The 22,392-nt window shown below is 72.8% G+C and carries 19 protein-coding genes; 6 read left to right on the top strand and 13 right to left on the bottom strand.

Annotated elements, in window-relative coordinates:
- Positions 1-17: 17 nt before the first annotated feature.
- Together AC4F3Q_RS02100 and phoH2 are read right to left on the bottom strand one after the other, a co-directional pair.
- On the bottom strand, positions 18-1,655 hold the full coding sequence (locus AC4F3Q_RS02100) for a DHA2 family efflux MFS transporter permease subunit (protein ID WP_491038530.1): 1,638 nt from the start codon (positions 1,653-1,655) through the stop codon (positions 18-20).
- A gap of 47 nt (positions 1,656-1,702) precedes the next feature.
- A complete protein-coding gene (gene phoH2 / locus AC4F3Q_RS02095; RefSeq protein WP_168446128.1) occupies positions 1,703-3,094 on the bottom strand; it encodes an RNA 5'-3' helicase PhoH2 in 1,392 nt (463 codons plus the stop codon).
- A 148-nt stretch (positions 3,095-3,242) separates the two neighbouring features.
- Here phoH2 and AC4F3Q_RS02090 point away from each other — a divergent pair, with 148 nt between their 5' ends.
- The gene (locus AC4F3Q_RS02090; RefSeq protein ID WP_491038529.1) at positions 3,243-4,676 is read left to right on the top strand and encodes an amidase; all 1,434 of its coding nucleotides are present in this window, start codon (positions 3,243-3,245) and stop codon (positions 4,674-4,676) included.
- 30 nt (positions 4,677-4,706) lie between these two features.
- Here the strand turns inward: AC4F3Q_RS02090 and AC4F3Q_RS02085 are convergent, their stop codons facing one another.
- The 3 genes from AC4F3Q_RS02085 to AC4F3Q_RS02075 form a co-directional block, all read right to left on the bottom strand.
- Positions 4,707-5,195: a flavodoxin domain-containing protein gene (locus AC4F3Q_RS02085; RefSeq protein ID WP_491038528.1), complete on the bottom strand. Its 489-nt coding sequence runs from the start codon at positions 5,193-5,195 to the stop codon at positions 4,707-4,709.
- 188 nt (positions 5,196-5,383) lie between these two features.
- Positions 5,384-6,154, bottom strand: a complete 771-nt coding sequence (locus AC4F3Q_RS02080) for a hypothetical protein (protein ID WP_491038527.1) — start codon at positions 6,152-6,154, stop codon at positions 5,384-5,386.
- The gene (locus AC4F3Q_RS02075) at positions 6,154-7,791 is read right to left on the bottom strand and encodes an AAA family ATPase (RefSeq protein WP_491038526.1); all 1,638 of its coding nucleotides are present in this window, start codon (positions 7,789-7,791) and stop codon (positions 6,154-6,156) included. The genes AC4F3Q_RS02080 and AC4F3Q_RS02075 overlap by 1 nt, the downstream gene beginning before the upstream one ends.
- A 135-nt stretch (positions 7,792-7,926) precedes the next feature.
- Between AC4F3Q_RS02075 and AC4F3Q_RS02070 the strand changes: the two genes are divergently transcribed.
- The 3 genes from AC4F3Q_RS02070 to AC4F3Q_RS02060 are packed head-to-tail and all read left to right on the top strand — an operon-like array spanning position 7,927 to position 12,455.
- Complete coding sequence (locus tag AC4F3Q_RS02070) at positions 7,927-8,379, top strand: HIT family protein (protein WP_491038525.1); 453 nt, start codon at positions 7,927-7,929, stop codon at positions 8,377-8,379.
- A gap of 49 nt (positions 8,380-8,428) precedes the next feature.
- Positions 8,429-11,104: a phosphoenolpyruvate carboxylase gene (locus tag AC4F3Q_RS02065; protein WP_491038524.1), complete on the top strand. Its 2,676-nt coding sequence runs from the start codon at positions 8,429-8,431 to the stop codon at positions 11,102-11,104.
- A 40-nt stretch (positions 11,105-11,144) separates the two neighbouring features.
- Positions 11,145-12,455: an MFS transporter gene (locus AC4F3Q_RS02060; RefSeq protein ID WP_491038523.1), complete on the top strand. Its 1,311-nt coding sequence runs from the start codon at positions 11,145-11,147 to the stop codon at positions 12,453-12,455.
- A gap of 18 nt (positions 12,456-12,473) precedes the next feature.
- On the opposite strand, the gene AC4F3Q_RS02055 is transcribed toward AC4F3Q_RS02060, so the two are convergent.
- Both AC4F3Q_RS02055 and AC4F3Q_RS02050 read right to left on the bottom strand, forming a co-directional pair.
- Positions 12,474-13,007, bottom strand: coding sequence for a heme-degrading domain-containing protein (locus tag AC4F3Q_RS02055; protein WP_168446136.1), 534 nt, complete (start codon positions 13,005-13,007; stop codon positions 12,474-12,476).
- A gap of 42 nt (positions 13,008-13,049) precedes the next feature.
- Entirely contained in the window at positions 13,050-14,138 is a 1,089-nt protein-coding gene (locus AC4F3Q_RS02050; protein ID WP_491038522.1) for a Gfo/Idh/MocA family protein, read from the bottom strand.
- Positions 14,139-14,238: 100 nt separating this feature from the next.
- Here AC4F3Q_RS02050 and AC4F3Q_RS02045 point away from each other — a divergent pair, with 100 nt between their 5' ends.
- Positions 14,239-14,652: a cupredoxin domain-containing protein gene (locus AC4F3Q_RS02045; protein ID WP_491038521.1), complete on the top strand. Its 414-nt coding sequence runs from the start codon at positions 14,239-14,241 to the stop codon at positions 14,650-14,652.
- A gap of 91 nt (positions 14,653-14,743) precedes the next feature.
- Positions 14,744-15,739 carry an NAD-dependent epimerase/dehydratase family protein gene (locus AC4F3Q_RS02040; RefSeq protein WP_491038520.1) on the top strand — a complete coding sequence of 332 codons (996 nt, stop codon included), beginning with the start codon at positions 14,744-14,746 and terminating at the stop codon, positions 15,737-15,739.
- A 67-nt stretch (positions 15,740-15,806) separates the two neighbouring features.
- Here AC4F3Q_RS02040 and AC4F3Q_RS02035 read toward each other — a convergent pair whose 3' ends face one another.
- The 6 genes from AC4F3Q_RS02035 to AC4F3Q_RS02010 are packed head-to-tail and all read right to left on the bottom strand — an operon-like array spanning position 15,807 to position 22,391.
- Complete coding sequence (locus AC4F3Q_RS02035) at positions 15,807-16,862, bottom strand: SIS domain-containing protein (RefSeq protein WP_491038519.1); 1,056 nt, start codon at positions 16,860-16,862, stop codon at positions 15,807-15,809.
- Between the two features lies 1 nt (position 16,863).
- Positions 16,864-17,586, bottom strand: coding sequence for an N-acetylmannosamine-6-phosphate 2-epimerase (locus AC4F3Q_RS02030; RefSeq protein WP_491038518.1), 723 nt, complete (start codon positions 17,584-17,586; stop codon positions 16,864-16,866).
- Entirely contained in the window at positions 17,583-18,617 is a 1,035-nt protein-coding gene (locus AC4F3Q_RS02025; protein ID WP_491038517.1) for an ROK family protein, read from the bottom strand. Before AC4F3Q_RS02025 ends, AC4F3Q_RS02030 begins: the two co-directional genes overlap by 4 nt.
- Positions 18,614-19,537, bottom strand: coding sequence for a dihydrodipicolinate synthase family protein (locus tag AC4F3Q_RS02020; protein WP_491038516.1), 924 nt, complete (start codon positions 19,535-19,537; stop codon positions 18,614-18,616). Before AC4F3Q_RS02020 ends, AC4F3Q_RS02025 begins: the two co-directional genes overlap by 4 nt.
- Positions 19,534-20,397: an ATP-binding cassette domain-containing protein gene (locus AC4F3Q_RS02015; protein ID WP_491038515.1), complete on the bottom strand. Its 864-nt coding sequence runs from the start codon at positions 20,395-20,397 to the stop codon at positions 19,534-19,536. The genes AC4F3Q_RS02020 and AC4F3Q_RS02015 overlap by 4 nt, the downstream gene beginning before the upstream one ends.
- Positions 20,394-22,391 (bottom strand): dipeptide/oligopeptide/nickel ABC transporter permease/ATP-binding protein, encoded by a 1,998-nt coding sequence (locus AC4F3Q_RS02010; RefSeq protein ID WP_491038514.1) that lies wholly within the window; start codon positions 22,389-22,391, stop codon positions 20,394-20,396. The genes AC4F3Q_RS02015 and AC4F3Q_RS02010 overlap by 4 nt, the downstream gene beginning before the upstream one ends.
- Between the last annotated feature and the right edge of the window lies 1 nt (position 22,392).

Raw genomic sequence — 22,392 nt, 5'->3', positions numbered from 1 at the left:
AGGTCGGCGCAGCCGCGTCAGCGCGGCGAGCGGCTCATCAGGAGGCTCGCGACGAGCCCGGTCGCGAGCACACCCGCGGTCAGCAGGAGCGTCTGCGAGACGGCGGTGCTGAAGCCCGAGTGGACGGCCGCGAGCGCGGCCTCGCGCACCTGGGCGACGAGCTCGGCCGGGACCGAGTCGGGCAGCGCAAGCTGCCCGGCACCGCCTCCGGAGAACGCGGAGCCGTTCGACGACGCGAACGCCTCGACGAACGGGGCGCGGACCTCCTCGGGGAGGCGGGCCGCGGCGTCGGCCGCTGCTGCCGGCACCTCGACGCCCAGGCGGGACGTCAGCATCGCGACGATCGCCGCTGACCCGAGCACTCCGCCGACCTGACGGTTCATGTTGAACGCCCCGGCGCCCGCGCCCGCAGTCGAGCGGTCGAGGCCCGACGTCGCGAGGTTGGCGAGGGGCGAGAACAGCAGGCCCGTGCCGATGCCGAACACGGTCATCGGCGGGAAGAACGCCCACATCGAGGCGTCCGGCGAGACGACGAGGGTGAGCCAGAGGACCGAGCCTGCGAGGAACGCGAACCCTGCCGCGACGACCCACTTCCCGGGGATGCGGTCGGACAGCCGGCCCGCGAACGGCGCGACGACGCCGGAGACGAGCGAGCCTGGCAGGTTCACCATCGCGGCCATGAGCGGGGACAGCCCGAGCACCTGCTGCAGGATCAGCGTGAGCGGGAAGAAGATGCCGATCATCGCGAACGACGACACAGCACCGGCGACGTTCGCGAGCGTGAAGTTGCGGTGCGTGAAGAGCGTGAGCGGCAGCAGCGCGTCGTCGCCCCGGCGCTTCTGCCACAGCAGGAACGCACCTGTGACGAGCACGCCGGCACCGATCATGCGCCAGACCGTGATGGGGCCGACGACCTGACCCCACTCGAACGTCTCGCCCTCCTGCAGGCCGAAGATCACGAGGAACAGCCCGACGACGGAGAGGACGACGCCGGGCAGGTCGAGGCTGCGGGTGTGCGTCTCGAGGCGCGGGAGGCGCGTGACGGCGAGCCACAGCGCGACCGCGCCGATCGGGACGTTGACGAAGAAGATCCACTCCCAGCCGATCGTCTCGACGAAGATCCCGCCGAGCACCGGCCCTGCGATCGTCGCGACGCCCGCGGTGGCGCCCCACAGGCCGAGGGCGGCGCCCCGGCGCGCGGGCGGGAAGACGCGCGTGATCATGGCCATCGTCTGCGGCGTCATGAGTGCGCTGCCGACCCCCTGGACCGCCCTCGCGACGACGAGCGTCTCGACGGATCCCGCGAGGCCGCACGCGATCGAGGAGAGCACGAACACGACGAGCCCGGAGACGAACATGGTCTTCGCGCCGTACCGGTCACCGAGCCGACCCGTGACCAGCAGGAGCACCGCGAACGTGAGGAGGTAGGCGCTGTTGACCCAGCCCACGGCAGCGAGCGACGTCTGGAACGTCGCCACGAGCGTCGGGACGGCGATGTTGACGATCGTCGTGTCGACCATGATGACGAAGAAGCCGAGGCACAGCGGGGGCAGGATGCTCCACGGGCTGCGGCCGCCCAGGTCGACGAGGGCGGCGTCGGGGCCCGGCGCGGGGAGGGACGGTGCGGTGCCGGAGGGCGTGGGATCGATGGTCACGACCTAGGTTAAGCACGCCGTGTCACGAACACCCACCGGAGTCCACGTCACGGTTCGAGCCCCTCGAGGATCTCGGTGACGAGCGCCGCGACGGGCGAGCGCTCGGACCGCGTGAGCGTCACGTGCGCGAACAGCGGGTGCCCCTTGAGCTTCTCGATGACCGCGGCGATCCCGTCGTGCCGCCCGACCCGCAGGTTGTCGCGCTGCGCGACGTCGTGCGTGAGCACGACGCGGGAGTTCTGCCCGATGCGCGAGAGCACGGTGAGCAGGACGCCACGCTCGAGGGACTGCGCCTCGTCGACGATGACGAACGCGTCGTGGAGCGAGCGTCCGCGGATGTGCGTGAGCGGGAGCACCTCGAGCATGTCGCGCGCCATGACCTCCTCGACGACCTCGCGCGCGACGACGGCCCCGAGCGTGTCGAAGACTGCTTCGGCCCACGGGTTCATCTTCTCGGCCTCGGTGCCCGGGAGGTACCCGAGCTCCTGCCCGCCGACGGCGTACAGCGGCCGGAACACCATGATCTTGCGGTGCTGACGACGCTCGAGGACGGCCTCGAGCCCTGCGCACAGGGCGAGCGCCGACTTGCCGGTGCCCGCGCGCCCGCCGAGCGACACGATGCCGACCGACTCGTCCATGAGCAGGTCGATCGCGACGCGCTGCTCGGCGCTGCGCCCGCGCACACCGAACACCTCCTGGTCCCCGCGGACGAGCTGGACGTGCTTGTCGGCCGTCACGCGGCCGAGCGCAGAGCCCCGTGGCGAGTGCATGACGACGCCCGTGTTGACGACGAGGTGCTCCGGCTGGCTCACGGTCGTGAGGTCGAGGTCGGCGAGCTCGACCGACTCGGCCTCCCAGAGCGCGGCCATCCGGTCGGCGTCGACGTCGATCTCGGTCATGCCGGTCCAGCCCGTGTCGACGACGAGCTCGTGACGGTACTCCTCGGCGGCGAGCCCCACGGCGGACGCCTTGACGCGCATCGGCAGGTCCTTCGACACGACCGTGACGTCGTGCCCCTCGGCGCCGAGGTTGGCGGCGACGGCGAGGATGCGCGAGTCGTTGTCGCCGAGGCGGAAGCCGGCCGGCAGCACCTCGGGCGAGACGTGGTTGAGCTCGACGCGCAGCGTGCCGCCCAGGTCGCCCACGGGGATGGGGGCGTCGAGCCCGCCGTGCTCGACGCGCAGCTCGTCGAGGAGCCGGAGGGCGCTCCGCGCGAAGTAGCCCAGCTCGGGGTGGTGGCGTTTCGCCTCGAGCTCGGTGATGACGACGATCGGCAGGACGACGTCGTGCTCCGCGAAGCGCAGCATGGCGCGCGGGTCGGAGAGCAGGACGGACGTGTCGACGACGAACGTCCGGCGAGGATCTTCGGGGGGTGGGGCCCCTGCGTTCGTGCGGCGGGGGGCGCGCTGCGCCGAGGATCGCGTGCTCGGATCGGTCATGTCCGGCTCCCGGGGTGCGGGACGACGGTGTGTCGTCCGTCACAAACAAGTTACGCCCGTGTCATTCGTCTGGCGAGGGTGCCCGCGTAACCATCACGTGAACAATCGACCGGTGCGGCGGCGACCGGCGCTCACTAGGCTCGACGACATGGCCGAGCTGCACGACCTCACCGCTCTCGAGCTCGCCGCGGAGATCCGCGACGGCGAGACCTCCCCCACGGACGTCGTGCGCCACGCGCTCGACCGCGCCGAGGCGCTGGGACCTCAGGTGGGCGCGTTCGTCACGCTCGCGCCCGAGCGCGCCCTCGCGGAGGCCCGCGAGGCCGAGGCGGTCCTGCGGGCCGCGACCGACACCGACGCGCTGCCGCCCCTGCTCGGCGTGCCGTGCCCCGTCAAGGACCTCAACGCCGTCGCGGGCGTCCCGATGTCTGCAGGGTCGCGTGCTCTCGCCGGCTACGTCCCCGACCACGACGACGGGATCGTCACCCTCCTCAACCAGGCGGGCACGGTCATGCTCGGCAAGACGACCACGCCCGAGCTCGGCCTGCCCTGCTACACGGAGCCCGACGGGCAGGCGCCCGCCCGCACGCCCTGGGACCTCACGCGCTCCGCGGGCGGCTCGTCGGGCGGCGCTGCTGCCGCTGTCGCCGCACGCATCGTCCCCGTCGCGCAGGGAAGCGACGGCGGTGGCTCGATCCGCATCCCCGCGAGCGCGTGCGGTCTCGTGGGGCTCAAGCCGAGCCGCGGCCGCATCAGCCCGGGCCCGTACGCCATCGACGGCGCGGGCCTCGCGACGCTCGGCTTCCTCACGCGCGACGTGCGCGACACGGCCGCGCTCCTCGATGCGACGGCGCGGCCGTGGCCCGGGGACACGTTCGAGCTGCCACCCCCGACGATCTCCTTCCTCGAGGCCGCACGGCGTCCCCCGGGGCGACTGCGTGTCGGCATCCTGACCTCGCCGGTGATCGTCGACGACGCGCCGGTGCACCCCTCGTGCCTCGCTGCGGTCGCGGCGGTCGCGGACGTGCTCGTCGAGCTCGGCCACGACGTGTCCGAGGCGCCTGTGCCGTTCCCGGCCGAACGCTGGGGGGCGTTCCGGGCGCTGTGGTCGGTCATGGCGCTGCAGGCGCCCGTCCCCGCGGACCGCGAGGAGCTCCTCGTCCCCCTCACCCGCTGGCTGCGAGAGCAGGGGCGCGCGGTGACGGGGCTCGAGCACGCCCAGGCGGTCGCGGCGGTGCAGGTGCTCACGCGCGAGATCGCGCGGAGCTGGGCGGCGTTCGACGTGATCGTGTCCCCGACCCTCGCCCAGCTCCCGGCGTTGCTCGGCGCCTTGCGCGACGACACGGACCCTGCGGGTGACTTTGCCGCGCAGTCGCGGTTCACGCCCTGGACGAGCGTGTGGAACATGTCGGGCCGCCCGGCGATGTCGCTCCCCGTGGCGATGCACGACGACGGCGGCACCCTGCTGCCGGTAGGTGTGATGCTCGGCGCCCGGTACGGTCGTGAGGACGTGCTGCTCGGTCTCGCGCGGACGCTCGAGGAGGTCTTCGGCTGGCAGGACAGGCGCCCGCCTGTCGCCTAGCGGCAGGTGTCGGGACGAGCCGCGGGTGGCTCAGGCGCCTGCGGTCTGCTGCACCTGCGCGACGATCGAGCGCGCCCACTCGCGCACCGCGTCCATGTCACGGCGGTCGCCCTGCTTGCCGCGGGCCGCAGCGATGATCGCGCGCTCCGCGAAGTTGAGCACGTTGAGGTCCAGCCGGCCGGAGAAGTGCCGGTGCCCGACGGCGCCCGTCGCAGTCATCCGCTCGTGCGTCTCGGCGGGTCGGTTCGACCCCTTCGCGGGAGCGTCCGCGAGCCCGGACGAGAAGAGCCACACGGTCTTCGTGAGGAGCTCGTCGGTCAGCCGCTCGACGAGCTCGCGCGCCTCGGGCAGCCAGCGGCCCGTGTAGATCGCCGATCCGACGATCACGACGTCGTAGTCAGAGACCGAGGTGACGTCCTCAGGGGCGATGAGGTCGCACTCGATCCCGTTCGCGCGGATGGTCTCGGCGACGACCTCGCCGATCTCCAGTGTCGCGTTGTGACGAGATGCCACAGTCACGAGTGCCCTCATTGAAGTTCTCCTCACAGATGCCGAATGGATACGACCCCTCGCATTCCGTATCCATCCTCGCCGGGCGACACGACGGCTGTGTGGGCCGTATGTCCCGACGGGAAGTGACGTACGCCCCGTCGGGAATCTCCCGTCCGACCTGCGTGTGCGCTCGGCTGAGCCTCAGCGGGCGAGCCTCAGAGGTCGAGCCTGCGACCCGGTCCGCGCCGGGGAGCGTGCGGGTCTCCCGGGCGCGGTGGTGCCACGGGCATCCAGCGCTGCGGCTCCGGTTCGACGTCGGGCACGCGCTCGGGCGGGAGGCTCCCCACCGGTGCGGCAGCCCCCGGGTAGGGCGGGGGCTCGAGGACGCGACCGTGCGCCGCCGGGTCGACCGGCGGGGCGGGGCGGGGCGCTGCGACCGGAGGCTCCGGCCGAGGCGGCACGCCAGTGTCCTCGGCGCCTGCGTAGACCTGAGGGAACGAGGCCGCGAGGCGCGGGTCGTACCCCTCGGGGACCGTCGCGGTCGCCAGGTGCGACGTCGGGAACCTCTGCGCCGGACCGCCCGCTCGCGCCCCGCGCGCCTGCGCGGCCGCGATCATCGCGACCTCGACACCCACCTCGCGGCGCGCCAGGCGCTCGAGCCTGCGCTGGTTCATCGCCCACGCGTGCACGACCGACGTGACCCGGAGGATCCAGATGACCGCCGAGACGGCGATCTCGTCAGCGGTGCCGAAGAACAGCCCTCCCCCGCCGAGCGTCCCGCCGCCCAGGGCGACGAACCCCCACACCCAGGCCCAGAGCTCGTACCGGCCCTTCTCCTCCGGGTCGAGGTTGGCGCGCATCCAGAACCAGACGAACGACAACGTGCCGAGGGACAGCAGCGGGACCAGCAGGAGCCAGCTCTTCGGGCGGGTCCAGGACGGGTCGGCGAGCCGCTCCTCGACCGTGCGCACGTGGTGCCCGTACATCAGAAGACGACCTTCCGGCCGCCGCCGTCAGGGCCGGCGTCGAGGGGCGACGCACCGTGCGGCCCGATCGGCGCGAGCGGCTCGTCGGAGACGGTCGCCGCGACCGCGCGGCTCGCAGCCCACTCGCGGATCGTGGCGACCTGCTCGGCCTGCGTGACGGAGAGCGGCACCGTCGAGACGACGGCACGCTGGAGGTCCTGCACGCTCAGCGCACGGCGTTCCGCGTATGCGTCGAAGCACGCGGACACGACAGCCTGCTCGATCTCCGCGCCCGAAAACCCGTCCGTGCCTGCCGCGAGGTCCGCGATCAGTTGCTCGGTCACGACGAGGTCGCCGCCGAGCGCGTCCCCGTCGCGCAGCCGCCGCCCGAGGTGGAGGGCCCAGATCGTGCGGCGCTCGGAGTCCGTGGGGAGGTCGACGAAGAAGATCTCGTCGAAGCGCCCCTTGCGCAGGAGCTCGGGCGGCAGCGCGTCGATCTTGTTGGCGGTCGCGATGACGAACACCGACGAGCTCTTCTCCTGCATCCAGGTGAGGAACGTGCCGAAGACGCGCTGGCTCGTGCCGGAGTCGCCGCTCTGCGCGCTCGTCGCGGAACCGAAGCCCTTCTCGATCTCGTCGATCCACAGGATCGACGGCGCGACCGCCTCGGCGAGCCGGAGCGACGCGCGCATGTTGAGCTCGGACGACCCGACGAGGCCCGAGAAGATCTTGCCGACGTCGAGCCGCAGGAGCGGCAGGCCCCACAGGCTGGACATGCACTTGGCGGTCAGCGACTTCCCGCAGCCCGGCACTCCCGTGATGAGCACGCCCTTCGGCGGCGAGATGCCCCAGCGTGCCGCGTCCGGGAGCCACGAGCCGTTGCGCTTGGCGAGCCAGCGCTTGAGGTTCTCGAGCCCGCCGACGTCGTCGATCGAGCCGGCCGGCGGCACGAACTCGAGGAGGGCGGACTTGCGGATGGTCTGGCGCTTCTCGTCGATCACGCGATCGATGTCCGTGACGTCGAGGATCCGGTCGCCGGCGATCGCGCGGGCGAACGCGTTCTCCGCCTCCCACCGCGTCAGGCCGCGCGCCGCGTGGACGAGCCGCACCTTCTCCTCGGGAGTCAGCCGGTTCTGGATGCCGGCGGCGTTCGCCTCGATGATCGCGTCGAGGACCTCCTCGATCTCGTCCGTGTCGGGCAGCGGGAGGTCGACGACGGACACGACCTTCTCGAGGTCCGGCGGCAGGTCGAGGCCCGGGGAGACGATGACGAGCGTGTGCGGGACGTCGCCGACCTTGAAGGCGGCGGCGACGTCGAGGATCGCGCGGACGAGGAGCGCGTCGGGGGACTGCCCGTCCGACCCGAGGAAGTGGTGCAGGTCCTGGAAGACGAAGATCGTGGGACGGGTCATCCCCGCGGCAGCGGCCAGCGCGGCCTCGGCGACCTGCGGGCGGCCGGGGTCGCCCGGATAGTGCAGCCCGCGACTCACCGAGTAGCACATGACCTGGCGTGCGCTGCGCAGCGCGGTCGGGTCCGTCGCGATCGACTGGACAGCGCCGATCACGCGCTCGGCCTCGTGAGTCTCGACGACGAGCACAGGGTGGCGCGCACGGATCAGGTCGACGAGCGTGTCCCTGAAGCTGGCCGAGCTCCCCATCCCTGTCCCCTTCTCGCGTGGCAGACCGCTGCGCGCGCGTGCTGCGGGCCGCGCGTGCGGCGGCCGTCATCAGCGCAGTCACGGTACCGCAGCGCACCGCGGTCGAACAGCGCACCCCGGCGGTAGGTTTGCCCCATGGCCACGCTCTTCACCAAGATCATCGACGGCGAGATCCCGGGACGTTTCGTGTGGGCCGACGACCGCGCGGTCGTCTTCTCGACGATCGCGCCGATCACCGCCGGCCACGTGCTCGTCGTCCCTCGCGAGGAGGTCGCCGAGCTCACGGACGCGGACGACGACCTGCTCGCGCACCTCGTGCGGGTCGCCAAGGTCGTCGGCAACGCGCAGAAGTCAGCCTTCGCCGCCCCGCGCGCCGCCCTGCTCGTCGCAGGGTTCGAGGTGCCGCACCTTCACCTGCACGTCCTGCCCGCGTGGGGAGAGGCCGAGCTCTCGTTCACGAACGCGCGCCCGGACACCCCGGGCGAAGAGCTCGACGCCGCGGCGGAGCGGCTGCGCGCTGCGCTCCGCGAGGCGGGCGAGGACGAGCACGTGCCCGCGTCCCTGACCGCGCTCGACCCGATCGGCTGACATTCGGACAGCCGGGTGCAAGTCACGACGGGCAACTACAGTCGTCCACGTGAGTGACAAGGAAAACGCCCAGGCCCCGTCCGAAGACCGTCGCCACGCACGTCACGAGCTCCCGGACGAGCTGCGTGCGGACGTCCGCCTCCTCGGCGGGCTGCTCGGGCGTGTCCTGACCGAGTCCGTCGGCCCCGACCTCCTCGACGACGTCGAGAAGCTGCGGTCCCTCACGATCGCCGCGTACTCCGACCCGTCCCCCAAGGCGATCGCAGCCGCTGAAGACCTCATCGAGACGTTCTCGCTGCAGCGCGCCGAAGAGGTCGCGCGCGCGTTCCTCTGCTACTTCCACCTCGTCAACCTCGCCGAGGAGCACCACCGTGTGCGCGTGCTGCGTCGCCGCGAGGCCGAGGGCGAGACGCACGGCGACTCGCTCGAGCACGCCGTCGCACAGCTGCGCGAGGAGATCGGCGACGAGGAGACGACGCGCCGCATCCAGGGGCTCGAGTTCCGCCCGGTCCTCACCGCGCACCCGACCGAGGCACGGCGTCGTGCGGTCGCCGCCGCGATCCGTCGCGTCACGGAGCTGCTCGCCGAGCGTGACACGGTCGCCCTCGGCGGCATCAGCCTCGCCGACAACGAGCGCCGCCTGACCGCGGAGATCGACGCGCTGTGGCGCACCTCCCCGCTGCGCTCGTCGAAGCCGTCCCCGCTCGACGAGGTCCGCACGGCGATGTCGACGTTCGACCAGACGCTCTTCGAGGTGTTCCCCGAGGTCTACCGCCGCTTCGACCAGCTCCTCTCGGGCGAGGACGCGGGCCGGGTCGCACCCGTCGTCCCGCCGTTCGTCCGGCTCGGCACCTGGATCGGCGCGGACCGCGACGGCAACCCCAACGTCACCGCGACGATCACGCGCCAGGCGGCGGCGATCGCGAACGAGCACGTGCTCATCGCGCTCGAGCAGGTCGCGACGCGCCTCGGACGCTCCCTGACGCTCGACGCCGACACGACGCCCGCGTCCCCCGCGCTCGACAAGCTGTGGAAGTCGCAGCAGGTCATCGCCGAGGAGCTGACCGCGGACATCGCGATGCGCTCGCCGAACGAGCCGTACCGCCGCGTGCTGCTCGTCATCGCGCGCCGGATCTCCGCGACGCTCGCCCGCAACGCGGACCTCGCGTACGACAAGGCCGAGGACCTCCTCGCGGACCTCCTCGTCGTGCAGGGCTCGCTCGTCGAGGCCGGCGCCCCGCGCGCGGCGTACGCCGAGCTGCAGCAGCTCATCTGGCAGGTCCAGACGTTCGGCTTCCACCTCGCCGAGCACGAGATCCGCCAGCACTCCCAGGTCCACCGCGAGACGCTCGCGGAGATCGCGGAGAAGGGCGCCGACGGCGACCTGTCCGACCGCAGCCGCGAGGTGCTCGACGTCTTCCGTGCGATCGCCTCGATCCAGAAGCGCTACGGCGTCCCGGCCGCGCGCCGGTACATCGTGTCGTTCACGACGAGCGCCGAGGACCTCGCGAACGTCTACGAGCTCGCCCGGCACGCCCTCGGGCACGACGCCGAGCTTCCCGTGCTCGACGTCATCCCCCTGTTCGAGACGTTCGCCGACCTCGAGGCCAGCGTCGACGTCCTCGAGGAGACGATCCAGCAGCCCGCCGTCCGCGAACGGCTCGCCGCGACCGGCCGCCGCCTCGAGGTCATGCTCGGCTACTCGGACTCGTCCAAGGACGTCGGCCCTGTCTCCGCGACGCTCGCGCTCTACGACGCGCAGAGCCGCATCGCCCAGTGGGCGCGGCGCAACGACATCACCCTGACCCTGTTCCACGGCCGTGGCGGCGCGCTCGGCCGTGGCGGCGGCCCCGCCAACCGCGCGATCCTCGCGCAGCCGCCGCACTCGGTCGACGGCCGGTTCAAGCTGACCGAGCAGGGCGAGGTCATCGCGGCACGCTACGGCCACCCGGTCATCGCGGCCCGCCACATCGACCAGGTCGCGGCCGCGACGCTCCTCGCGTCCGCGCCGAGCATCGAGGAGCGCAACGCAGGCGCAGCCGAGAAGTTCCGCGACCTCGCGGACGTCATGGACGCCGCGTCGCGCGACCGGTTCTTCGAGCTCGTGAAGTCGCCGGGCTTCCCGCAGTGGTTCGCCCAGGTGACCCCGCAGGACGAGGTCGGGCTGCTGCCCCTCGGCTCGCGCCCGGCCAAGCGCGGACTGTCGATGAACTCCCTCGACGACCTGCGCGCCATCCCGTGGGTCTTCGCGTGGACGCAGGCACGCATCAACCTCACCGGCTGGTTCGGCCTCGGCACCGCGCTCCAGGCGATCGGCGACCCCGAGAAGCTGCGCCAGGCGTACGAGGAGTGGCCGCTCTTCGCGACGATGATCGACAACGTCGAGATGTCGCTCGCCAAGACCGACGAGCGCATCGCCCGCCGGTACCTCTCCCTCGGTGACCGCGAGGACCTCTCCGAGCTCGTGCTCGACGAGATGCGCCTGACGATCGAGTGGGTCCTGACGACCACCGGCCGTTCCCGGATGCTCGCAGACATGCGGGTCCTCGGCCGGGCCGTGCAGATGCGCAGCCCGTACGTCGACGCGCTCTCGCTCATCCAGGTCCGCGCCCTGCGGGTGCTGCGCCTCGACGACACGCGCCCCGAAGAAGAGGTCGCCCGCATCAAGCGGCTCCTCCTGATCACCATGAACGGTGTCGCAGCCGGGCTGCAGAACACCGGCTGACACTGGGCCGGGCACGGTCCCGGCGGAAAGAAGCAACAAGATGGGCCGGGACCACGCTGACGTGATCGACCGGGTGACGTGGCGTGCCGTCGTCGTCTGGTCGATCGCGGTCGTCGCGTACGCGATCGCGGTGCTCGCGCGCAGCTCGCTGTCCGCGACCGGCGTCGAGGCCGCGCTGCGCTTCGAGACGTCCGCCTCCGCCCTGTCGATGTTCGCCGTGCTCCAGCTCGCCGTGTACTCCGGCATGCAGATCCCCGCAGGCATCTTCCTCGACCGGTACGGGGCACGGGTCGCGATCACCCTCGGGTGCGCCCTCATCGCCGCCGGGCAGGTCGCGATGGCGTTCGCCTCGTCCGTCCCCGAGGCGGTCGGGGCGCGCGTGCTCGTCGGCGGCGGCGACTCGTTCGTGTTCATCTCCGTGGTCCGGCTCGTGCCGGCGTGGTTCCCGCCGCGCGCCGTCCCGCTGACGACCCAGCTCACCGGGATGCTCGGCCAGCTCGGCCAGCTCGGCAGCCTCGTCCCGTTCGTCGCCCTCCTCGACGCCCGCGGCTGGGCGACGGCGTTCGTCACCGCGGGCGCTCTCGCCGCCGGCATCGCAGCGCTCGTCGCGATCGTCGTGCGCGACGGACGGGCACACGTCGTCGTCGACCTGCCCGACGAGCCGCCGCCCGCACGCCCGGACGGGCGCGCGGCCCCTGCCCCGGTGCGTCCGCCCACGATGCGCGAGACCTGGCGGAACCCCGGCACACGCGCGGGCTTCTGGGCGCACTTCGTCGCACCGTTCCCCACCTACTCGTTCGTCCTGCTGTGGGGCTCGGTCTACATGACGCGCGCAGAAGGCCTCAGCGCCGAGGCGAGCCTCGGGGTGCTCAACCTGTACGTCGTCTCGTGCCTCGTCATGGGGCCGGTCCTCGGCGTCCTCGCGGGCCGCTTCCCCGGCCGCCGCCTCGTGCTCGTCCTGAGCGTCGTCGCGGCCCAGGTGCTCGCGTGGGCGGTCGTCCTCGCGTGGCCCGGACGCGCCCCGCTCGCGACCCTGCTGGTCCTCGCGACGACGATGGGCGCAGCCGGTCCAGGATCACTCCTCGGCTTCGACTATGCGCGCGAGACCAACCCGCTGCGCACGCTGGGGGTGTCGACAGGAATGGTCAACACGGGCGGGTTCATCTCGACGCTGACGATCATGCTCCTCGTCGGCGTGGCGCTCGACCTGGTCGGTGAGGGCACCCCGGACCTGATCACGGACCGCGGCTTCACCCTCGCGTGGCTGACGTTCATCCCGCTGTGGGTCCTCGGCGTCACGAACCTCGTGCGAACCGACGGCCGCCTGCGCCGTGCACAGGCGGCCGTCTGACCGTCCCCGTCCGGGCTGTCAGCGCAGCCCGTCGGCGTGCCCCAGCCGCCCCTGCGCGCGCGTCTGCGCGATCATCAGGCGCAGCGCCTCGACGACGAGGGCGTGGTCGTCCATCTGGGGCAGCCCCGACACCGTGACGGTGCCGACCATGCCCACGCTCTGCACGAGCACGGGGAACGAACCGCCGTGCGCCGCGAAGCGCGCCTCGTCGAACCACGGGTCGTCCTCGATCCGTCGACCGTTCAGGCGCGGGCGCAGGCCCACGAGCAGCGAGGGCTCCCCGTAGTGCAGGACCGTGGCGGTCTTGCGACGGATCCAGTCGGCGTTGCTCCGCTTCGCTCCGGGCATCGCGACGTGGAACAGGACATGGTCGCCGCGCGAGATGTCGATCGCGACAGGAAGCTCGCGCTCCTCCGCGAGCCGCACGAGCGTGAGCCCGAGCCTGCGGGCGTCGTCTGCCGTGAACGAGGCCAGGTGCAGCTCGGCCATCTCAGCCTCGATCTGCGAGATCGCTGCGGCGATCTCCTCGGTGTCCTTCGGATATTCGGTCATGGTCACTCCTCGGGTCGAACCTGCGGTTTGCGCGCTGACGGGTCACGAGGCTGCGACGGCAAGCACCTCCCCCTGCCGGGCGGCGCGGCGTGCGGTCTCGAGCACGTCGAGGACGGCCGCGGCGTCGGTCACGCTCACGGGCGCGGGGGCGCCCTCGTGGAGGGCGCGGGCGACGCCCGCGTAGAACGCCGGGTAGTCCCCCGCGCGGACCGGTCGCGTCGAGCGCTCGGGTCCCGCGACGACGTCGGCGGTCGCGGGCGTCTCGGCGACGCCCCACAGGGAGCCGTCGTCGGCGAGGCCGTCACCGACCGGGACGCGGCCGGCGCGCAGCGCGTCCTCCTGCGGGTCGAGCCCCCACGTGACGATCGCGGCCTTCGAGCCGACGACGCGGAAGCGCGGGTTCTCGTGCGCGGCGACGGCGCTCATCCACAGGTGCGACCGCACGCCCCCGGTGTGCGTGAGGGCGACGAACGAGTCGTCGTCGGCCTCGACGCCGTCACGGCGGACGTCGCACTCGGCGTACACGCTCGCGACGGGGCCGAAGAGCTGGACCGCCTGGTCGACGAGGTGCGCGCCGAGGTCCCAGAGCAGGCCGCCCGCCATCTCCGGGGCTGCCGTCTCGCGCCACCCGCCCGTCGCGACCGGGCTCCACCGCTCGAACCGCGACTCGAACCGGCGCACGTCTCCGAGCAGCCCGGACGCGACGGCGTCGCGCACCGTGAGGAAGTCGCCGTCCCAGCGACGGTTCTGGAAGACGGTGAGCAGCAGCCCGCGAGAGCGGGCGAGCGCGTCGAGCTCGCGCGCCGCACGCGCTCCCGGCGCGACGGGCTTGTCGACGACGACGGCGAGGTCCCGCTCGAGCGCGGCACGCGCGAGCGGAACGTGCGAGTCGTTGGGCGTCGCGACGACGACGAGGTCGACGTCGAGGCCCCACAGGTCGTCGACCGTGGGGACGACCCGCGCACGCGGGTACCGCGCGGCCGCAGCGGCCGCCCGCCCAGCCCGGGAGGTGACGATCGCGGACAGCTCCAGACCGGGTGTCGACGCGATCAGCGGGGCGTGGAACGCCTCCCCCGCGAGCCCGTACCCGATGAGGCCTACCCGTGCGTCCTTGCGTGCCACGTCGTCCATGCCGTGCCTGTCCTCCGTCGTCGTCGACCGGTGCCACCTCCATCTTCGCCCACGTGAGGGCCCCGTATCCATCCGTGGCCGGCGGTCGTAGGCTCGACAGGTGCCTCGTACCTCCGTCCCCCACCCCGGTCGCGCGCGCTCGCGGCGCCTCGCCGCGCTCGGTGGGCTCCTCCTCGTCGCGACCGCCGCGTGCGGACCCGGTGCCCCGACCGAGCCCGCTTCCCCGTACAGCGACTCCGAGGGCCGCTACCACGTGCCCGTCCACATGGTCGACATGCGCTTCGAGCCGTCCACGATCGTCGTGCCCGACGGCACGCACCTCGTCGTCGACCTCGAGAACACCGACGGCATGCCCCACGACCTCGTCCTGCAGGACGGCACCGCGTCAGGGCTGCTGTCGCGCGGGCAGAAGGCGACGGTCGACGTCGGGACCGTGACCGGCGCGATCGAGGGATGGTGCTCGGTCCAGGGCCACCGGGCCGCAGGGATGGTGCTCGGCATCAGCGTCGGTTGACGCGCGCAGGGGACCATCGACCCGCGGAAATCCGCCGCACGACCGCAAGACTGGCGAGCAGGAACAGTTGGCGTACGCGGGAGGGAGCACCGTGCGGGAGGTCCTGGTCGTCGGTGCGACCGGCATGCTCGGCTACCACGCGACGACAGAGCTCGTCAGGCGGGGGTATGCCGTCACGGGCGTCGCCCTCCCCGAGCCGGGAGCCGCGCAGCTCTTCCCCACGGGCGTCGAGCTCGTCCTCGAGGACCTCAACGCCATGTCGGACGGCCAGCTCGCGAACCTGCTCGCCGGCAAGCACGCGGTCGTCTACGCGGCAGGCTTCGACGACCGGGTCGTCCCCGACAGCCCCGCCGCGCACTTCTTCTACGAGGTCAACGTCCGCCCGGTCCAACGCGTGGTGCGCGTCGCCCGCGCGACCCGCGTCTCGCGCTTCGTCCTGTTCGGGTCGCACACCGTCGAGTGGGGCGAGATGTGGCCCGAGCTCGGGTTCCGGACACGCAACGGCTACCCCCGGACACGCTTCGTGCAGGAGGAGGTCGCGGTCCTCGAGGGCGAGGGCTCGATGACCGTGACGGTCCTGCGCCTCCCGTACGTCTTCGGCACGACCCCGAACCGGCCGTCCCTGTGGCAGGTGTTCGTCGACCGCGTCGCCGCACAGCAGGGCGACGTCGTGGTCCAGGGCGGCTCGACGTCGTCCGTCACCGTCCGCCAGGTCGCGCAGGCAACCGTCGGCGCGATCGAGCGCGGCGAGCACGGGGGCCGGTACTCGATCAACGGCTACGACCTGTCCTACGCGGAGCTGCACCGCGTCATCTGCGGCGAGCTCGGACGCGACCCGGGCGACGTCGTCGTGGCGCCGCTCGAGTCGCAGCTCGCGAGCATGGAGCGCTACGACATGGCGACCGCGTCGATGGGCAAGGAGCACGGCATCCACATGGCTGACGCGGTCCGCTTCCAGGACCGGCACGCATGCACCCCGTCGCGCCTGACCCAGGACGTCCTCGGCTACGAGGACGACGACGTGCCCGCTGCGATCACCGCGACCGTCCGCGAGTGCGTCACCCGGCGAGCGGGGCGGGGCGCCTGAGCGTCCTCCCGGCGCGCGCCGGCCAGGGCCCGGAGGACGGGACCCGGCCGACGCACGCCCGGCCCGCTCAGAGCGTCGACGTGACCTTCCGCAGCGAGCGCGGGGTGTCCGCGTCGAGGCCACGCAGCCGCGAGAGCTCGAGCGCGAGCAGCTGCAGCGGCACGACGTCGACGATCGGTGCGAGGTCCGCAGGAAGCGCGTGGTCCACCTCGACGTGCCCGGCGGTCCCGGTGGCGGGCGACACGGCGCCTGCCCCGAACGTGTAGGTCGGCGCGCCCGTCTCGACGAGCCGCGCGACGATGTCGCCCATGCCGTCCGCGGCCGGGCCGCGGTCGAGCAGCGCGAGCGCGGGCACGTCCTCGCCGAGCATCGCGAACGGACCGTGCAGCAGGTCGGCCGCCGAGAAGGCGAGGGTCGGCAGGTAGCACGTCTCCATGAGCTTGAGCGCACCTTCGCGCGCCGTCGCGTGACCGTACCCGCGAGCGGTCGTCACGAGGTGCGGGGCGTTCACGAGGTCGCGCGCGACGTCGGCCACCTGGTCCCGCGCGGCGAGCACGGCCTGCGCCGCCGCAGGGACGTCCGCAGCGCCGCCGCGGCGGCCGGCGAGCGCCTCGACGAGCAGGTAGCACGCGAGAAGCTCGTTCGTGTAGGTCTTCGTCGCGGCGACCGAGCGCTCGGCACCGGCGCGCAGGTCGACGTGGAGGTCCGCCGCGGTCGCGAGCGGTGAGCCGGGCGCGTTCGTGAGCGCGATCGTCAGGGCGCCTCGGGCGCTCGCGGCACGCAGGGTCGCGACGAGGTCGGGCGAGCCGCCGCTCTGGCTGATGCCGACGACGACGGACGCCAGCGAGAACGGCTGCGCGCCGAAGATCGTCACGGTCGACGGCGAGCACAGGCCGACCGGGAGGCCGAGCCGGATCTCGACGAGGTACTTGAGGTACAGCGCGGCGTGGTCGCTCGACCCGCGCGCGACGACGAGGACGGTCGCGGGCTCACGTTCTCCTATCGCCGCGGCCGCGCGGGCGACATCGTCGGTCCCGTGCTCGAGGAGGGTCGCGAGCGCCTCCGGCTGCTGGGTGATCTCCGCCTCCATGAGGGCGCCCGGCGCAGTCGTGCGCAGCTCCATGTCACTGTCCTTCCGTGCTCGTGGTCCGGCCGTCTGCGGCAGCGCCGACGGCGTCGCTGAACCATGTGGTGATCGTGGTGGGGTGGGTGATGGCGGTGCCGACGCACACCGAGAACGCGCCGCGTGCGATCGCCTCGGCAGCCTGGGCCGGAGTGTGCACGCGACCCTCGACCATGACCGGCAGGTCGCACTGCGCGACCATCTCGTCCAGCAGGTCGAGGTCGGGGCCGTCGGTCTTCGGGCGCTCCCCCGAGTAGCCCGCGAGGGTCGTGCCGAGGACGTCGACGCCGGCGGCCTGTGCTGCGAGCGCGTCGTCGAGCGACCCGCAGTCGGCCATGACGAGGATGCCGGGGACGCGCTCGTGCAGGCCTGCGACGGTCTGGGCCAGCGTCAGGCCGTCGGGGCGGGGGCGGCGCGTGCCGTCGATCGCGACGACGTGCGCGCCGGCCTCGGCGACCGCGACCGCGTGCTCGAGGGTGGGCGTGATGAAGACGGGGTCGTCACCGTCCTTCCAGAGGCCGACGACGGGGACGTGCACGCGCGCGGCGATCGCCCTGATGTCGTCGAGGCCCTGGGCGCGCACGGCGGCGGCACCGCCCGTGACGACGGCGACGGCGACCTGCTCCATCGTGCGCGGGTCACGCATCGCCTCGCCGGGGTAGGCCTGGCAGGAGACGACGAGGCGGCCTCGCACCTGCTCGAGGACGGGGTGCAGCGTGCTCATGGATGGTCTCCGGTGCTCGTGCCGGCCGCAGCGGTCGCGGCCGGTCCTCGGTGGGCTGCCGTTGCGGCGTGGGCCGGGGTGGCAGGCGTGCTGGCCAGGGAGAGGTGGGCGCGGTGCGCGGCTCCGACGATCGCCGCGCCCAGGCCGAGACGTGCAGGGACGACGGGGATCTCGGCGAGCGGCTCGACGACCTCCGAGCGCAGCGCAGCCTCCATCGGCTCCCACCAGACGGGGCCTGCCTCGGCGAGGCCCCCGCCCACGACGACGACGTCCGGGTCGAGGACGGTCACCACGCCAGCGACCGCGCGGCCGACGGCGGTCGCAGAGTCGCGCACGGCTCCCAGGGCGACGAGGTCGCCGCGGCGGGCCCGCGCGACGACGTCGCGCGCGTCCGGGCTCGCTGCGTCGCCGCCGCGGGCGAGGAACAGGCGGTGCAGCGCGGGACCGCAGCCGATTGCCTCGACGTGCCCGTCGCGACCGCACCCGCAGCGCAGGCCCTCCGCTCCAGGCACCGGGACGTGCCCGATCTCCCCCGCAAGGTGGTGCGCCCCGCGCAGCAGCCGTCCGTCGAGCACCACGGCGCCGCCGACGCCGGTGCCGACCGCGACCATGAGCGCGACGGGCAGCCCGGCGGCGGCACCGAGCCAGGCCTCACCCGCGGCGTGCGCGTCGACGTCGTTCTCGACGACGACGAGCGGCGCCGCGCCGTGCGCGCCGAGCCGGCGACGCAGGCCCGCGGCGACGTCCGTCCCAGCCCAGCCGGTCAGGGAGTCGGTCGCAGACACGATGACGCCGCGCGCGGCGTCGACGACGCCGGCCGTACCCACGCCGACGGCCGCGAGCTGGTCGGGGCTGAGGCCCGCGGCGCCGAGCGCGTCGAGGACGAGCTGCGCGACGACGTCGAGCACCGCCTCGGGACCGGCTGCGGCCGGGGTCGGTGCCGTGAGCACGGGCCCCGACGCGCCGGCGGGATCGACCACCGCGGCGGCGGTCTTCGTGCCGCCCAGGTCGACCCCGACGACGAGGGTCATCGCGCGATCAGCCCGCTCGAGGCGACGATCTCACGGACCTTCTCCACGTTCGCGCCGACCAGTCGCCCGGCCGGGACGGACATGCGGTTGGTCGCGAACACACCCATGAGCTCGAGCGCGGTCTTGAACGAGCCGACGCCCGCAGCACCGCCCGACAGGTCGGTCGCCTGGAAGACGATCTCGAAGAGCGCGGCGAGGCGGTCCTGCTCGTCGCGCGCCTCCTCCCAGCGGCTCTCCTGGGCGAGGTCCCACAGCCGGACGTAGCCGTGCGGGTCGACGTTGCCGAGGCCCGGGACGAGGCCGTCGGCGCCGAGCAGGAGCATGCCGTCCACGACCGCCTCGTGCCCTGTGAACACCACGAGCGGCGAGCCTGCAGCGCGGTTCTTCGCGACGAGGCGGCGGAAGGCGACGTCGTCGCCCGACGAGTCCTTGACGCCCGCGAGGACTCCCTCGACGCCGAGCCGGACGAGCATGTCCGTGCTCAGCTTCACGTGCACGCAGACGGGCAGGTCGTAGGCGAACAGCGGCAGGTCGGTGGCCGCGGCGATCGCGCGGAAGTGCTCCTCGATCTCCGTGTCGTCCGTGCGGATGTACATCGGCGCGGTCGCGACGACGGCGTCGACGCCCAGCTCTTCGGCGACGCGCACCTGGTCGATGACGCGGTTCGTCGAGATGTCGATGACGCCGGCCATGACGGGGACACGCCCCGCGACGACGCGGACGGCCGTCTCGAGCACCTCGCGCCGCTGCGCGTCGCTCATGTAGGCCGTCTCCGAGCTAGAGCCGAGCACGAACAGCCCGTGCACGCCCCCGTCGATCAGGTGCTCGACGAGCTTCGCGTATGCGTCGTGGTCGACGCTCCCGTCCTCGGTCAGGGGGGTCAGGACGGGCGGGACGACGCCGCGGAACGTGGTGGTCACAGTGTTCTCCTCGTGCTGTGGGACCCGGGGTGCAGCAGCGAGGGCGCCGCTCCGAGCAACGTGCGGGTGTAGGGGTTCTCGGGGTTGTTCATCACCGTGTCTGCCGGCCCCTCCTCGACGATGCGACCGCCGTTCATCACGGCGATGCGGTCCGAGAGGTAGTGCACGGTCTGGATGTCGTGGGAGATGAAGACGAGGCTCAGCCCGAGCTCGGCCTTGAGGTCCATGAGCAGGTTGAGCACCTGCGCACGGACCGAGACGTCGAGCGCGGAGGTCGGCTCGTCGGCGACGATGACGTCGGGCTGGAGCGCGAGCGCGCGAGCGATCGCGACGCGCTGGCGCTGGCCACCGGACAGCTGCCCGGGCAGCACATCGAGGGCCGACGACGGCAGCCCCACCATCGCGACGAGGTCGCGGACCCGCCGGTCTCGCTCGGCCGGCGTGCCGACCCCGTGGACGTCGAGCGGGTCGCGCAACGCGTCCCGCACGACCATCCGCGCGTTGAGGGCGGTCGCCGGGTCCTGGAAGACCGCGGAGACCACTCGACCGATCCGCTTGCGCGTCGCGATCGTGCGCCGGGTGACCGCCTCGCCGCGGAAGCGGACCTCACCCGAGGTGGGCAGCTGGAGCCCGAGCAGGACCTTCGCGGTCGTCGACTTGCCGCATCCCGACTCCCCGACGATGCCGAGCGTCTCCCCGCGCCGGACGGCGAGCGAGACGCCGTCGACGGCCCGCACGCGGTGGTTGCCGAACATGCCGCCCGTGCGGGCGCGGAACTCGACGTGGATGTCGCGCAGCTCGACGATCGGCTCCGGCTCGGGCGTCGGGACGGGGGTCACGGTCCAGCTCGTGGCGCTCATCGGACCTTTCCTTCCAGCGGCAGGACCGCGTCGCCGGGCTGCGCCGCGTAGCGGTGCTCGGGGATGCCCCGGACGGGGACGAGGACGGGGCGGGTGTCGAGCCCGTACGTCGGGCGCGACGAGCGCGGCGCGAACCGGTCACCGCGCGGGAAGTCCCGCGGCGACGGGACCGTGCCCCGGATCTGGTGCAGGCGGCCGTTGCCGGCCTCGATCGAGAGGACCGAACCGAGGAGGCCGCGCGTGTACTCGTGCACGGGGTTCGTCAGCAGCTCGGTCGTCTCCGCCTGCTCGACGACCTGGCCGGCGTACATGACGGTGATCCGGTGGGCGACCTCGGCGACGAGCGCGAGGTCGTGGCTGACGAACACGAGCGCGAAGCCGAGCTTCTCGCGCAGCTCGTTGAGCAGGGCCACCACCTGGGCCTGCACGGTGACGTCGAGCGCCGTGGTCGGCTCGTCCGCGATGATGAGCTTCGGGTCGCGGGTGAGCGCCATGGCGATCAGCACGCGCTGGCGCTGCCCCCCGGACAGCTCGTGCGGGTAGCTGCGCAGCGTCCGCTCCGGGTCGAGACCGACGAGCTCGAGGAGCTCCTCGGCGGTGCGGGTGCCACCGCGCCTGATGAGCTGTCGCATCTGGGCGCGGATGAGCATCGACGGGTTGAGCGAGCTCAGCGCGTCCTGGTAGATCATCGCGAGCTCGTGGCCGCGCAGCGCGTTGCGCTCACGGCCGCTCATCGTGAGCAGGTCCTTGCCGCCGTACCGGATCGCACCGTCGAGCTCCGCGTCACGGTCCAGGAGGCCCATGATCGCGAGACTCGTGATCGACTTGCCGCACCCGGACTCCCCGACGAGCGCCATGGTCTCCCCCGGCCGGACCGAGAAGCTCACCTGGTCGACGACGGCGACGTCACCGTGCCGCTGCGGGAATCGGATCGAGAGCCGGTCGACCTCGAGCAGCGGCACCGTGTCGGAGGGCGGGCACGCGAGGCGGTCCCCGCGGGCGAGCTCGACGAGGCGCAGCTGCGCGAGCCGCTCGGAGAGCGGGACGACGTCGTCGGGGTGCTCGGCGGCGCGTTCGGCGTCGGCGTCCTCCCCGGCAGCCTCGACGGGCACGGTCGCCTCGACGAGGCGCGGGCCGCGCGGGGGCGCGACGAGCGCGTCGGTGAGGCCCTCGGACAGGATGTTGAGGCAGAGCACCGTGAGCATGATCGCGAGGCCGGGGAACAGCGTGGCCCACCAGTAGCCACCCATGACGAGGTCGCGGCCTGCGGCGATGACGTTGCCCCACGAGGGCTCCGGGTCGGGCACGCCCGCCTGGATGAACGACAGGGACGCCTCGAAGACGATCGCGTCGGCGACCAGGACGGTCGCGAACACCATGACCGGCGCGAGGCAGTTGCGCGCGACGTGCTTGACGAGGATGCGTGCGGTGCGCGCCCCCATGACCACCGTCGCGGCGACGTAGTCCTCGCCGTACTGCGACAGCACGTTCGCGCGCACGACGCGGGTGAGCTGAGGGACGTACAGGAACGCGATCGTGAGGATCAGCACCGGGAGAGAGCGGCCGAACACCGCGACGAACACGGCGGCGAGCGCGATGCCCGGGAAGGACATGACGACGTCGAGGACTCGCATGAGGCCCTCAGCGACCCAGGTGCGGGCGGTCGCGGCGACCGAGCCGAGCACCGCGGCGACGAGCAGCGCGATCGCCGTCGCGCCGAGGCCGATGACGAGCGAGTACCGGGCGCCGAACACGACGCGCGCGAAGACGTCGCGGCCCTGCCGGTCGGTGCCGAACCAGTGCTCGCTGCTCGGCGCCTCGACAGGGGTACCGCTCGCGAGGGGGTCGAACGAGGAGACGAGCGGCGCGAAGACCGCAGCGAGGACGACGACCACGAGGAAGGCGAGCGAGACCTTCGACCCGAGGCTCAGCGCCCTGAGCCGGCCGAGGCGCAGCCCGGGCGCGCTCAGGCGTTCGGTGAGCTGGGGACGCATG

Source organism: Flavimobilis sp. BM9 (assembly GCF_058313055.1).
This window is presented reverse-complemented; position numbering and strand designations above follow the sequence as displayed.